12 protein-coding genes are annotated in these 12,742 nt (G+C 64.8%); 2 read left to right on the top strand and 10 right to left on the bottom strand.

The window, feature by feature from the left end; translation table 11 throughout:
- Nucleotides 1–28 precede the first annotated feature (28 nt).
- The 7 genes from ACB037_RS14630 to ltnD form a co-directional block, all read right to left on the bottom strand.
- On the bottom strand, nt 29–919 hold the full coding sequence (locus tag ACB037_RS14630; RefSeq protein WP_039041063.1) for a DMT family transporter: 891 nt from the start codon (nt 917–919) through the stop codon (nt 29–31).
- A 90-nt stretch (nt 920–1,009) separates the two neighbouring features.
- Entirely contained in the window at nt 1,010–2,515 is a 1,506-nt protein-coding gene (locus tag ACB037_RS14625; RefSeq protein WP_010673294.1) for a GntP family permease, read from the bottom strand.
- Complete coding sequence (gene denD / locus ACB037_RS14620; protein ID WP_371175492.1) at nt 2,512–3,486, bottom strand: D-erythronate dehydrogenase; 975 nt, start codon at nt 3,484–3,486, stop codon at nt 2,512–2,514. The genes ACB037_RS14625 and denD overlap by 4 nt, the downstream gene beginning before the upstream one ends.
- Before the next feature lie 11 nt (nt 3,487–3,497).
- Nucleotides 3,498–4,271 carry a 2-oxo-tetronate isomerase gene (otnI, locus tag ACB037_RS14615; protein WP_371175491.1) on the bottom strand — a complete coding sequence of 258 codons (774 nt, stop codon included), beginning with the start codon at nt 4,269–4,271 and terminating at the stop codon, nt 3,498–3,500.
- Nucleotides 4,268–4,900, bottom strand: a complete 633-nt coding sequence (locus ACB037_RS14610) for an aldolase (RefSeq protein WP_039041066.1) — start codon at nt 4,898–4,900, stop codon at nt 4,268–4,270. Before ACB037_RS14610 ends, otnI begins: the two co-directional genes overlap by 4 nt.
- A complete protein-coding gene (gene otnK, locus ACB037_RS14605) occupies nt 4,893–6,143 on the bottom strand; it encodes a 3-oxo-tetronate kinase (protein ID WP_371175490.1) in 1,251 nt (416 codons plus the stop codon). Before otnK ends, ACB037_RS14610 begins: the two co-directional genes overlap by 8 nt.
- Nucleotides 6,140–7,048: an L-threonate dehydrogenase gene (ltnD, locus tag ACB037_RS14600; RefSeq protein WP_319859922.1), complete on the bottom strand. Its 909-nt coding sequence runs from the start codon at nt 7,046–7,048 to the stop codon at nt 6,140–6,142. The genes otnK and ltnD overlap by 4 nt, the downstream gene beginning before the upstream one ends.
- A 256-nt stretch (nt 7,049–7,304) precedes the next feature.
- Between ltnD and ACB037_RS14595 the strand changes: the two genes are divergently transcribed.
- Nucleotides 7,305–8,099: a DeoR/GlpR family DNA-binding transcription regulator gene (locus tag ACB037_RS14595; protein WP_010673300.1), complete on the top strand. Its 795-nt coding sequence runs from the start codon at nt 7,305–7,307 to the stop codon at nt 8,097–8,099.
- 45 nt (nt 8,100–8,144) lie between these two features.
- Here the strand turns inward: ACB037_RS14595 and ACB037_RS14590 are convergent, their stop codons facing one another.
- The 3 genes from ACB037_RS14590 to ppk2 all read right to left on the bottom strand — a co-directional run bounded on the left by ACB037_RS14590 (nt 8,145) and on the right by ppk2 (nt 10,362).
- A complete protein-coding gene (locus ACB037_RS14590) occupies nt 8,145–8,300 on the bottom strand; it encodes an entericidin A/B family lipoprotein (RefSeq protein WP_139736637.1) in 156 nt (51 codons plus the stop codon).
- Between the two features lie 16 nt (nt 8,301–8,316).
- Nucleotides 8,317–9,378, bottom strand: coding sequence for a PQQ-dependent sugar dehydrogenase (locus ACB037_RS14585; RefSeq protein WP_371175489.1), 1,062 nt, complete (start codon nt 9,376–9,378; stop codon nt 8,317–8,319).
- Between the two features lie 159 nt (nt 9,379–9,537).
- A complete protein-coding gene (gene ppk2 / locus ACB037_RS14580) occupies nt 9,538–10,362 on the bottom strand; it encodes a polyphosphate kinase 2 (RefSeq protein ID WP_010673303.1) in 825 nt (274 codons plus the stop codon).
- 337 nt (nt 10,363–10,699) lie between these two features.
- Here ppk2 and ACB037_RS14575 point away from each other — a divergent pair.
- Nucleotides 10,700–12,742 (top strand): cadherin domain-containing protein (locus tag ACB037_RS14575; RefSeq protein ID WP_371175488.1); only part of this gene is annotated, 2,043 nt, incomplete at its 3' end.

Raw genomic sequence — 12,742 nt, 5'->3', positions numbered from 1 at the left:
GCGAGCTTAATCAGGTCTGATGGCGTTTTTATGACAGTGGCCGTGCCAGCTCCCGTTGACTTGGGCTCTTCACCAGCAGGCCGAGCAGGGCGCCGCCCATGATGAGCCCCCCCGCCAGCAGATGGCGCGGGGTGAGCGCCTCGCCGTTGAGCCAGACCAGCAGCAGGGTGCTCAGCAAGGGAGTGAGGTAGGCGAGCGCACCGATGCGGCGCGGATCCCCGTCCCGCAGCGCCAGATACCAGGTGACGAAGGCCGCCCCCATGGGGCCGAGGGCGAGCCCGGCGATAAGCAGCCAGTCTCCCTGGGGGATCCGGGCGAATGGCAAGGGGCCTTCCAGCATCCATGCCAGCAGCAGGGCCAAGAGGCCTGCGGGCAGGCAGGCGGCGGCCGTGACCACGGCGGGAGCGGGAGGCAGGCGGCGTGAGAGCACGGAATAGGCGCCCCAGACGATGGCGGCGCCGAGGGCCAGCAGGTAGCCGGGCAGATGGGCCTGTTGCAACTGCAGGTGACCATCGACCATCACCAGCACCGATCCCGCGAGACCCAGGGCCCCGGCCAGCAGATGGTGCAGGCTCAGGGGATGACCCGGCAGCAGCAAGGGGGTGAATAGGATGATGCACAGCGGCCAGAGGTAGTTGATGAGGTTTGCCTCCAGCACGGGGGCGTGGCGAAAGCTTGTGAACAGCAGCAGGTGATAGAGCAGCAGGGCGGTGATGGTCACCAGCCAGGTGAGGGGGCTGGCGCGCCACTGGCGCCAGAATGGCAGGGTGCCCGCCCCGCAGAACAGCAGCACCAGCCCCACCAGCACGAGCGGCGAGACGCTGGTGATCCGGGAGGTGAGCGCGGCGAGGGAGGCCCACAACAAGATGGTGAGCAGGGCAAAACCGGTGGACTTGTCCCACCAGGAAGACGCAGGCATCCAACACTCCTTTGCAAGATGAATGAACGAAAAAGAGGGCCAGTCTAGCAGACTGGCCCTCGTCACACAGCGGTGCCGTGACGGCGCGAGTTATGACTCCCGGCTCGGGACGGCCCCTGCCGCCGGAGCCAGGGACTGCCCCTTGACGTACCAGACGATGAGGGCCAGCACCAGCAGCGGCAGCACGGGGTCGAACCAGGTGCCGCCGGAGCCGAACAGCAGGTTCAGCAGGGCGACGCCGGTGCCGCCGATGGCCCAGGCGATGGTGGTCGGGATGGACCAGACGATCATCTGCTGCTTGACGTCGGAGATCCCCATCATGCGGTTGACCACCCAGAACAGGCTGTCGTTGAAGTAACCGAAGAAGAGCGACCCCATGGTGGCGGCCTGGGCGGCCAGCAACATGTTGACCCCGGGGATCTGCGCCAGGATGGGGGCGGAGATGGAGGCCGCCGTCACCATGGCCACGGTGCCGGACCCCTGGATGAGGCGCACCAGAGTCGCCACGATGAAGGGGATCAGGATGGGGGAGATGGGCAATTGGGCGATCTGCTCGGCCAGTTGCTGGCCTGCGCCACTGTCGCGCAGCACGGCCCCCAGCGCCCCACCGGCACCGGTCACCAGCAAGATGATGCCGGCGGATTGCAACCCCTCTTCCAGGCGGGCGGCGGTGGCGTGCCTGTCCATGTGCGGGACCAGGGTATAGACCGCCAGCAGCACGCTGATGGCCAGCGCGATGATGGGGGTGCCGATGAAGTTGATGCCCTGCACCAGGGGGTTCGCCATCAGGCCGTCCATCCCCTCCAGGGTGGCGAGGGTGGTGAAGATGGCCTTGACGAAGATGAGCACGATGGGCACCAGGATCGGCAGCAGCGACAGGGTCAGGCTCGGCAGGGTCTTGCCCTCCTTCTCCTTGAGGTACTGCTCATAGGTGGCTTGCAGCTCGTCCGGGGTCTGGGCGGCCTGGGCACCGAACTCGGGATACTTCTTGTCGAGCCACTGGGCGTAGAAGACGATGCCGAGCACGCAGGGGATGGCCAGGGCCATGCCGGTCAGCAGCATGGCGCCGATGTCCACGCCAAACAGGCCGGCAACCCCCAGCGGGCCCGGGGTCGGCGGCACGGTATGGTGGGTTACCACCAGGCCGCCCGCGAGCGCCACCCCCAGGGTGAGCAGGGAGCGCTTGCCACTTTTTGCCAGCGCCTTGGCCACCGGATAGAGGATGACGAAGGCGGAATCCACGAAGATGGGGATGCTGACGATGTAGCCCGTGATGGCCAGTGCCCACTCCTCGCGGCGCTTGCCGAGCCACTTGATGAAGCTGTAGGCGATCTGTTCGGCGGCGCCGGAGACCTCAAGCAGGCGACCCATCATGACCCCGAGGCCGATGACGATGCCGATGCTGCCGAGGGTGGAGCCAAAGCCCTGGGTGATCACGGTGAGGGTCTTGTCGATGCTCATGCCGCCGGTGATCCCGGCGATGCAGGCCGCCGCCAGCATGGCGATCAGGGCGTGCACCCGGGTGCGGATGACCAGGAACACCAGCACGAAGACCGCGATGATGAGACCGATGATGGGGGTTGGGATGTCGCTCATGATGCCTCCTGCATGTCATGGGTGATGAAACTGTCGATGATGTCGGCAAACGTCCTGTCTGCCGCGAAACCGAGGGCGCTGGCCCGCTGGTTGTCGATGCGTCCCGGCCAGCTCGCCACGATGCGCTCGATGGCCGGATCGGCGGCAAACTGCACCCGATCCCGGGCCGCCTGGCCACCGACCCGGGCGAGGGCCTCCAGCATTTCGCCGACGGTCACGCTGATGCCGGGCAGGTTGATGCTGCGGGCGTCACCGGTGGCGGGAAGTCTGGCCGCCAGCAGGAAGTTCGCGACCACGGTGGCGGGGCTGGAGAGCCACAGACGCAGTGCCGGGCTCACCGGGCAGATGGCGCTTTCCCCTTGCAGCGGCTCGCGGATGATGCTGCTGACAAAGGAGGAGGCGGCGCGGTTCGGCTTGCCCGGCCGCACGCAGATGGTGGGCAGGCGCAATACCAGACCGTCGACGAAGCCCTTGCGGCTGTAGTCGTTGACCAGCAGTTCCCCCATGGCCTTCTGGGCGCCGTAGGAGGAGGTGGGGGTCAGGGCGGTACCGTCATTCACCAGCTCCGGTAGCGGGCCGCCATAGACGGCGAGCGAGCTGGTGAAGACGAAGCGGATGCCCGGCCGGGCATGGCGGCACGCCTCCAGCAGGGTGCGGGTGGTGTCCAGGTTTACCTGCCAGCCGAGATCGAAGTCCTGCTCCGCGTGGCTGCTGACGATGGCCGCCAGGTGGTAGACCACGGCGGTCCGCTCGCTGATGAGGGACTCGGCGACACCGGCTTCGGTGAGGTCGGCCCGCAGACAGCGAACCCTGGGGTCCGGCAGGGGGGATTGTGGCTGCTGGATGTCCACCAGCAGCAGCTCGGTGAAGGGGTGGGGGCCTTGCAGCAGAGCCCGGGCCAATTTCTGGCCCAGGAAGCCACCGCCGCCGGTGATGATGATCTGCATCTTGTTATCCTCAGACTCGTTCATGTTCAGGGTCGTTATTGTTGTGTCAGCCAGCCCAGCCCTTCCCGGGTGCCGGCTCTGGGGTTGTATTCGCAGCCTATCCAGTCGTGGTAGCCCGCCTGCGCCAGCGCTTTGAACAGGTGGGGGTAGGCGATCTCCCCCTCGTCCGGCTCGTGGCGGTCCGGCACCGAGGCGATCTGGACATGGCCGATGGCCGGGCCCAGCTTGCCGATGAGACGGGTGAGATCCCCGTCCATGATCTGGGCGTGATAGAGGTCGAGCTGCACCCCCACGTTGGGTCTGTCTATCTCCTGCACCAGGGCCAGGGCGTCGAGCTGGTGGGCCAGGAAGTAGCCGGGCACATCTCTATCGTTGAGCGGCTCCAGCAGTACCTTGATGCCGTCTTCGGCCAGGAAGTCGGCGGCGAAGCGGATGTTGTCGATCAGGGTCTGGCGGTGGGCCGAGAGGCTATGAGCAGGGTCCACGATGCCGCTCATGGCGTGTACCTTGGTGCAGCCGAGCGCCAGGGCATAGTCACGCACGCTTGGCAGGTGGCCGCGAAACTCCGCTTCCCGCCCCGGGATGGCAGCCATGCCGCGCTCACCCGCGCCCCAGTTGCCCGGCGGCATGTTGAACAGGGCCTGGGAGAGCCCCTGCTCGCGCAAGCGGCGGCCCAGCTCGGCGGCGGGCCACTCGTAGGGGAAGAGGAACTCCACCGCCTCGAAGCCTGCGTCGCGGGCGGCGGCGAAGCGCTCCAGGAACGGCAGCTCGGTAAACAGCATGGTGAGATTGGCGGCAAACTTGCTCATGGTTTCATCCTCCTCAATTCATCAATTTCGGGTTCGCTCAGGTAGCGGATGGCGTGGCCATGAAGCATCAGTGCCAGGCGCGCCGTCTCCTCCAGCTCTTCCATGTTGTTGACCGCATCCACCAGATCCTTGCCCGTCACCACGGGGCCGTGGTTGGCAAGCAGGAAGGCGTTGCCTTCGGGAGCGCGGCGCCCCAGCTCCTCGGCGATGCGGGCATCCCCCGGCTTGTAGTAGGGGATGAGCGGCAACTGGCCGACCCGCATCACGTAGTAGGGGGTGAAGGGGCGGATGACGTTGGCCGGATCCAGTCCCTCCAGACAGGAGAGGGCGGTCAGGTGGGTGCAGTGCAGGTGCACCACGGCCCGGCAGTCCGGATTGTTGTGGTAGATGGCAAGGTGGAAGGCCACCTCCTTGGAGGGGCGATCTCCCCCCAGGTGTTCCCCCTGCAGATTGACGTGAGAGAGCCTGTCGGCGCTGAGCCGTCCCAGGCAGGAGCCGGTCGGGGTGGCGATCAGGGTGCCGTCCGGTAGCAGGGCGGAGAGGTTGCCGGCGCCCCCGGTGGCATAACCGCGCTGGAAGAGGGAGGCTCCCAGCATCACCATGGTGTCGCGCAGTGCCTGTTCAGTCATGGAAGTACTCCTGAGCCTTGTCGAAGAAGTCGTCGCTCCCGAAATTGCCGGACTTGAGGGCCAGCGACAGGGGGGCGTCGATGGCCCGCACCCAGGGCACACCGGGGGCGATCTGCGGGCCTATGTGGAACGCCTTGACGCCGAGGGCCTGGGTGACCCGGCTCGAGGTCTCGCCACCGGCGATGATGAAGCGGTCCACGCCGGCGCCTTGCAGCAGTTGGGCGAGGCGGGCAAAGCAGTGTTCCACCGCGTCGCTGGCCGCCTGCTGGCCGTGGGTTTCCTGAATGCGGGCCAGCTCTGCCGGGCTGGTGGTGGCGTAGACCAGCGGCGCCGGGGTACGGGGCTGGTCCAGTACCCAGCGCGCCAGCTCGGCCGGGTAGTCGGCATCTTCGAGGCAGCGCACCACATCCAGCGCCAGGGCAGGAGCGTGCTGGCGATAGCGGGCCACCTGACGGTTGGTCATCTCGGAGCAGGAGCCCGACAGCACCGCGGCGCGGGTGCCTCTGGGCCAGCCCGCTTCGCGGGCACCCTGCAGATCGCCGCTGCCAAGCTGACGGGCCAGGCCGATGGCGAGGCCGGATCCGCCGGTCACCAGAGGCATGTCGAGGGCGACGGTGGCGATGTCCAGCAGGTGCTGCTCGGTCAGGGTGTCGACCACGGCGTAGCGCACACCAGCTTGCGTTAGCTGCTCAAAGGCGTCGGCAATGGCGCCGGGACCCTGTGCGATGGTATTGAACGGCACCAGACTGGCACGGCCCTGGGCCTGTCCCTCCATCAGCCGCAGCAGGTTGCTGTCGGTCATGGGGGTGATGGGGTGATGGCGCATGCCGGACTCGGCGAGCGGCTGGGTGCCGACGAAGAGGTTGCCCTGATAGACGGTGCGACCGTTCACCGGCAGGGCCGGGCAGATCAGGGTGAACGTGCTCTCCAGCGCCGCCAGGAGGGCGTCGGTGACGGGGCCGATGTTGCCCGCCGCCGTGCTGTCGAAGGTGGAGCAGTACTTCTGGTAGATGCGCGGGCAGCCGCGGGCCTTGAGCCAGTCGAGGGCCGCCAGGGAGTCGCGCACTGCCTCATCGGCCGGGCAGGAGCGGCTCTTGAGGCTGATCACCACGGCGTCGACCCCGGTCAGATCCGCCTCTGCCGGGATGCCGGCAAACTGGATGGTGGAGAGGCCGTTCTCCACCAGGAAACCGGCGATGTCGGTGGCGCCGGTGAAGTCGTCTGCGATGACTCCGAGTTTCATGCTTGCTCCTCCTGACCCGGCAGGGTGATGCCTGAGAAGATCTTGATGACGGCGCTGTCATCTTCCTGGCCGTGGCCCGCGTTGCTGGCACCGAGGAACATGTTCAGCGCCGTGCTCGCGAGCGGCAGCGGGAAGCGCAGCGCCTTGGCGGTGTCCGCTACCAGAGTGAGATCCTTGACGAAGATGTCCACTGCGGAGCGGGCCTGATAGTCACCGGCCAGCACCCGGGGCATGCGGTTTTCAAACATCCAGGAGTTGCCGGCGGCATGGGTCACCACGTCATACATGAGATCCAGGGACACCCCTGCCCGGCTGGCCAGCGCCATGGCCTCGGCGGCCACCGCGATGTGCACCCCGGCCAGCAGCTGGTGGATGATCTTGACCGTGCTGCCCTGGCCCGGCTCGCTGCCGACCCGGTAGACCTTGCCGGCCACCGCATCCAGCACAGGGGCCAGCTTGTCGAAGGCGGCGTCGGCGCCTGCGGCCATCACCGTCATCTCCCCGGCATCGGCCTTGATGGCGCCACCGGAAACCGGCGCATCCAGCATCGGCAGTCCCATCTGCGCCAGCTCGGCGGCCAGGGCGCTCGCCTCTTCGGCGGCGATGGTGGAAGAGACCATGATGGCGGTGCCCGGTTTGAGGTGGTGAGCCAGCCCCGCTTCGCCGAGCAGGATGCGGCGCACCTGGGTGGCGTTGACCACCAGCAACAGCACGGCATCAAGCGTCTCGGCCAGAGGCCTGGCATCGGCCATGACGGCGGCGGCACCGGCCTGCTGCAACTGGCCGCGGGCCTGTTCGCTGAGGTCGATGCCATAGGTGGTGAGCCCGGCCCGCAGGCAGGAACGGGCGGCGCCCATGCCCATGGCGCCCAGGCCGATGACCGCAACATGATAGGGAGTGCTCATCTCGTGATTCCTCGATTACGACTGATGAGCAGATAGTAGAGGCTTGCGGCGATGAAATATCAGGCAGTCGTCACAAAAAATAACTTATTGAGTGTTAATTTTTGTTATTTATGCGGATTGAGATTCTTTTGGGTCAAGCTTTAGCGTGTTTATTGTGAATAAATGTGATTTGTGAGCCCGTTTCAGGTTATTTATCATTTTTTCCCAGGTCGCTGGGGTAGAATGGCACCTTCCCTTCCCCGAGGCGCGAGGCAAGATGATTCCCGTAGAGCGACAGCAACGTATCCTGCAACTGCTGGCAGAGCGCGGTGTGGTCAGCATAGTGGAGCTGACCGACTGGCTGCAGGTCTCCCACATGACCATCAGGCGCGACATCCAGAAGCTGGAGGAGCAGGGGCGGGTACTCTCCGTCTCGGGCGGGGTCAGCCTCTCCCAGCGGATAAAGAGCGAGCCCTCCCACGCCGCCAAGCGCAGCCTGATGCAGGGGGCCAAGCTGGCCATTGCCCGGCTCGCCGCCGCCCAGGTGAGCGAGGGGAGCACCGTCTATCTGGATGCCGGTACCACCTCCCTGGAGCTGGCCCGGGAGCTGGCGCTTCGGGAAGACCTGATGATAGTGACCAACGACTTCATGGTCTGCGCCTACCTCATCGAGCACGGCCGCTGCCGCCTCTATCACACCGGGGGTCAGGTCATTCGCGAGAACCAGTCCTGTGCCGGGGAGGCCACCGCCCACTTCCTGCGCAACCTCCATCTGGACATCGCCTTCCTGTCAGCCTCCTCCTGGGACAGTCAGGGGATCTCCACCCCGAGCGAACAGAAGGTGCCGGTGAAGCGGGCCGTGGTGGAGTCGGCGGCGACCCGCATCCTCATCTGCGATTCGTCCAAATATGGCAAGGTGGGGACCTTCAACGTGGTAAGCTGGGATGCGATCGATCAGGTGATCACCGACGAGCAACTGCCCCAGAGCGCCCGCGAGGCATTGGCACAGCACGGGGTCAGGGTGACCATGGCGCCGCTGGCCAGTCTGGTGGCCAGCGCCGAACAGGGGTAAGGAAAGGGGCGACAGGGGGCGAACCACAGCGCCACCTGGCCGGGATCAGCGACCCTCTGCGGCCGGTGCGTCCGTCAGCTTGGCGGAGCCCTGGATCACCTCCCCCGCCTTCTCGATGTCCCGTCCCATCCCGTGGATGGTGTTGCAGCCCAGCAACCAGAGGCTGGTGCAGAGCACCAGCAGCGTGCGATTCGTCTTCATCCTTGCTCCTTTCATGCTATGGGGTCAGTTTGAGCAGGCGCCCCTGGCCTGAATCCGTCAACAGGTAGAGGGCGCCGTCGGGGCCCTCCTTGACGGTACGGATGCGCTCCCCCAGATCGGTCAGCAGCCGCTCTGCCGAGACTATCTTGTCTCCGTCGAGGTGCAGGCGCAACAAGGCCTGACCGCGCAGGGCGCCGACGAACAGATCCCCCTGCCACTCCCTGAACAGGTCCCCCTGATAAAAGGCCATGCCCGAGGGGGCGATGGAGGGCACCCAGATCCAGCGTGGCGCCGTCATGCCCGGCGCGCTCTGGCCCACGCCAATCTTGCCGCCCCCGTACTCCTCGCCAAAGGTCACTCTGGGCCAGCCGTAGTTGTGGCCTGGCAGGATGAGGTTGACCTCGTCCCCGCCCTGGGGACCGTGCTCGTGGGCCCAGAACTGCTGGCTGCCCGGGCGCAGGGCCGCCCCCTGCATGTTGCGATGGCCCAGGCTCCAGATCTCCGGCAGGGCCCCCGGCGTCTTGACGAAGGGGTTGTCGGCGGGGACCCGGCCATCCTTGTGCAGACGCACCGTCTTGCCGAGGTGGTTGTCCAGCGTCTGGGCTCGCTCCCGCTCGCTGTAGCGATCCCCCAGGGTGATGAAGAGATAGCCATCCTCCGTCAGCACCAGGCGGGAGCCGAAATGGGCGCCGCCAGCCACCTTGGGCTCTTGGCGAAACAGCAGTTGCCAATCGACGAGGGCCTCTTTTTGCAGCCGGGCCCGGGCCACGGTGGTGCCAGCTCCCCCGTCCCCCGGCTCGCTGTAGCTGAGATAGAGCCAGCCATCGCTGTCCAGGGCGAGATCGAGCAGCCCCCCCTGACCCGTGGCGGCGAGGGGCGGCAGGCCGGAGACCACATGGCGGTTGCCACCTGCATCGATGCGCAGCAGGCGCCCAGGGCGCTCGCTGACGAGGTAGCCGCCATCCGGCAGGAAGGCGAGCCCCCAGGGGTGGCGCAGCTCCCCCGCCACCGGGGTTAGGGTCAGTGCCCGCACCGGGAGCACCAGGCAGACAAGCAGCAGGGCAAACAGTCGCAACATGGGGGCCTCCTCGCTCGGCCAGACCTGAATGTCGCTGAAGTATAGGGGAGGCAAACGGGAAAACGTGAGCAACAACAAGCCATTGGGTGATACCGGCGGCGCCGGTTGTCCCTTGGGGTTGGAAGGGAAAGGGGGTGAGCCAGGGCTCACCCCGTCTGGCTAGAAGAGTGCTGGCACGATGCGAAGCGGGTGATCCGATGGTTTGACTTTGCCTATCTTGCGCTTGGGCAGCTTCACCGGCTCCGCCGGCAGCGCCTCGTAGGGGATGTGCGCCAGCAGGTGGGAGATGATGTTGAGGCGCACCCGTTTCTTGTCCTCGGAGTGGGCCACGAACCAGGGGGCCCAGGCGGTGTCGGTGGCGATGAACATGGCATCCCGCGCCCGGGTGTAGTCATCCCAGCGATCGAAGGACTTGATGTCCATGGGGGAGAGCTTCCAGATCTTGCGGCCATCGTCGATGCGATCCCGCAGCCGCCGCTCCTGCTCTTGTGGGGTCACCTCCAGCCAGTACTTCAGCAGAATGATGCCAGAGTCCACCAGGGCTTTTTCCACCATGGGGGTGCCAGCCAGGAATTTGTCGCTCGCCTCCTCGCTGCAAAAGCCCATGATGCGCTCCACCCCGGCCCGGTTGTACCAGCTGCGATCGAAGATGACGATCTCCCCCGCCGCCGGCAGATGGGGGATGTAGCGCTGGAAGTAGAGCTGGCTCTTCTCCCGCTCCGTGGGGGCGGGCAGTGCGACGACCCGAAAGACCCGGGGGCTGACCCGTTCGGTGATCGCCTTGATGGTGCCCCCCTTGCCGGCCCCGTCGCGCCCCTCGAAGACGATGCAGACCTTGAGCCCCTTGTGCACCACCCACTGCTGCAGCCTGACCAGTTCCACGTGCAAGAGGCGCAGCGCCTTTTCGTATGCCTTGTTGCCAAGGGGCTTTTGCGCCTCGGCCACGACCGGTTCTTCCGTTCTGGATTTTCGTTTGCTGCCCATGATGTCCTTCTCTGTGTCTCGGCGAATGGAGGGCCGTCCTGCCGGACGGCGCCCTTCAAGGGTAGATGACGGTGTGCCGCCACCGGGAGTGGCAACTACCGGGGGATGTTAGACATCAGGTTCAGGGGAGTGGTGCTGGCCCCAAGACATGGTGAGAGGGGGGGACATCACCGTCTTTTGGCGTATGCACCTGGTTGGATTGAGCCGTCGCGGGCCTGTCAGTGTCAGCTATCTTCGACTGCAACTTGTCTGCTAGTATCGACTCCGTCGCCTTTTGTCGCAGGCCGTCATTCCTAATAAATATATCATTTAAATACAAGTGGATAGGGAGATCTACATGGCTTCAAAAACAGGCGTTAAACAGTCATTGCAACTTGTAGAGCGCCTTGCTGACGGCTCACTGCGGCAAATACCTCTTACCGATGCTGTCATCATTCCGGCTCAATCTGGCGCCAAGTACGCGTTAATCGACACCTCGACCGGCAAATCCCCGGATGGCTTGTTCGTCAAACGCAAGGGCGGCTCGCTGATCATCGAATCCAGTGACGATGGCGTTCTGGTGGAACTCACCGATTTTTATGATGAACCAGATACTGCGTTTATTCCCCAGGCGGAGCTGGATGGCTCGGCCTTGAACGGTGCCGCGGTGACGAGTGAGAGCCCGGTAATAGAGACGGCTGCCAATGGTGAGCAACTCATCTGGCAGGGGAGTTCTGATAGTGATTTCTTCACCCCCATCACGGTCGGGTTGGGGGCACTTGGTCTTGGCGGGATCGCGCTGGCTGCTGGCAGTAGTGGAGGCGGCGATAGTGATGGTGGTACCGATGTCGGTGTCGTCAACAGAGTTGCGGGGACCATAGTGGGTGGCCCGGTTGTCGCTGGCAATGATCTGCGGGTCGAGGTTTACCAGGCTGACGGTGTCACTCTGCTGGGAGAGGCGCAGGTCAATCCGGATGGCACCTTCTCAATCGCGGTTGGCAGCTATCTTGGCGTGGTCATCGCCCGGGTCGTTAACACCGGCTCCAGCGCCGACTATCTCGATGAGGCGACCCAGGCAGGCAAAGACCTGAATGCAGAGCTGTTTGCGATGGAAGTGGTGTCGCAGCCTAATTCTACCGTTACCGTCAATCTCAACGTTCTGAGCACCCTGGCTTATCACAAGGTGCAAGATGCGGCTGCCGGTAGTTTGCCCGCCGAATCCATGGTCAACGACATCAACAATGCCGTGGCCGACCTGTTTGGTCTGCCGAGTTTGCATGGCACCACGGTAGTGCCGACCAATGGCGGCGCCTTTGATAGCGCCAACGGCCTGAGCGCAGGCGAAATATATGGAGCCGTACTGGCAGCACTATCGGGTGCCGATAGTCAGAACGGTGGCAATAGCCAGAAAACCATCGAGGATCTGCTTGCCGGGTTGCAGGTCAGCAACGGCAAGGCGACGTTGACAGAAAGTGCGCAGGGGATTGTCGTCCAGGGCGGGGAATATACGTCAGCGCAAACGGGGCAGAATTTGACGGATGCCGTTGCCGGGGTGGTTGATACCTTCGCACCCAAATTCAGCTCAAGCGCGACGGCTGCTGCCATTTTGGAAAATAGCGGTGCTTTGCAGAGCGTGTATACCGCTGTCGCAAGCGATGCGGGCGAGGTCACTTACAGCCTCAAGGTGGTGGGTGATCACGCAGCCTTCAGCATCAACCCCGTGACGGGGGTTGTGACCCTGATTGGCAATCCTGATTACGAAGTCAAGGGGAGCTACAGCTTCACCGTGGTGGCCACCGATGCGGCGGGCAATGCCAGCGAGCAGGTGGTTACCTTGGGGGTCAATAACCTGGATGACACAGCCCCGACCATCACCTCGGGGACCACGGCCAGCGCCATCGATGAGAACAGCGGTGCCGGGCAGGTGGTTTACACCGTGACCAGCACAGACAGCGGCGACATCGCGACCGGTAGCACCAGCTACAGCCTGAAGGCGGGAGCGGACGCGGCGCTGTTCAGCATCAATGCCGCCACGGGCGCGGTGACCCTGATTGGCAATCCGGACTACGAGACCAAGGGAAGCTACAGCTTCACCGTGGTGGCCACCGATGCGGCGGGCAATGCCAGCGAGCAGGTAGTCACCTTGGGCATCAACAACCTGGACGAAGTGGCGCCGACCATCACCTCGGGGGCGACGGCCAGTGCCATCAATGAAAACAGCGGTGCCGGGCAGGTGGTTTACACCGTCACCAGCACCGACAGCGGCGACATCTCGACCGGCACCACCAGTTACAGCCTGAAGGCGGGAGCGGACGCGGCGCTGTTCAGCATCAATGCCGCCACGGGCGCGGTGACCCTGATTGGCAATCCGGACTACGAGACCAAGGGAAGCTACAGCTTC

The sequence above is a fragment of the Aeromonas sp. S19(2024) genome, from assembly GCF_041402625.1.
GTDB classification, from domain to species: Bacteria; Pseudomonadota; Gammaproteobacteria; order Enterobacterales; family Aeromonadaceae; genus Aeromonas; species Aeromonas caviae.
The sequence above is the reverse complement of the archived record's forward strand: the minus strand, read 5'-3'. Positions and strand labels throughout refer to the sequence as shown.

Coding starts and splice junctions, on each gene's coding strand:
- ltnD (WP_319859922.1), bottom strand. CDS start 7,048: ATGAGCACTCCCTATCATGTTGCGGTCATCGGCCTGGGCGCCATGGGC.
- ACB037_RS14610 (WP_039041066.1), bottom strand. CDS start 4,900: ATGACTGAACAGGCACTGCGCGACACCATGGTGATGCTGGGAGCCTCC.
- ACB037_RS14625 (WP_010673294.1), bottom strand. CDS start 2,515: ATGAGCGACATCCCAACCCCCATCATCGGTCTCATCATCGCGGTCTTC.
- ACB037_RS14595 (WP_010673300.1), top strand. CDS start 7,305: ATGATTCCCGTAGAGCGACAGCAACGTATCCTGCAACTGCTGGCAGAG.
- ACB037_RS14630 (WP_039041063.1), bottom strand. CDS start 919: ATGCCTGCGTCTTCCTGGTGGGACAAGTCCACCGGTTTTGCCCTGCTC.
- otnK (WP_371175490.1), bottom strand. CDS start 6,143: ATGAAACTCGGAGTCATCGCAGACGACTTCACCGGCGCCACCGACATC.
- otnI (WP_371175491.1), bottom strand. CDS start 4,271: ATGAGCAAGTTTGCCGCCAATCTCACCATGCTGTTTACCGAGCTGCCG.
- denD (WP_371175492.1), bottom strand. CDS start 3,486: ATGAACGAGTCTGAGGATAACAAGATGCAGATCATCATCACCGGCGGC.
- ACB037_RS14585 (WP_371175489.1), bottom strand. CDS start 9,378: ATGTTGCGACTGTTTGCCCTGCTGCTTGTCTGCCTGGTGCTCCCGGTG.
- ACB037_RS14590 (WP_139736637.1), bottom strand. CDS start 8,300: ATGAAGACGAATCGCACGCTGCTGGTGCTCTGCACCAGCCTCTGGTTG.
- ppk2 (WP_010673303.1), bottom strand. CDS start 10,362: ATGGGCAGCAAACGAAAATCCAGAACGGAAGAACCGGTCGTGGCCGAG.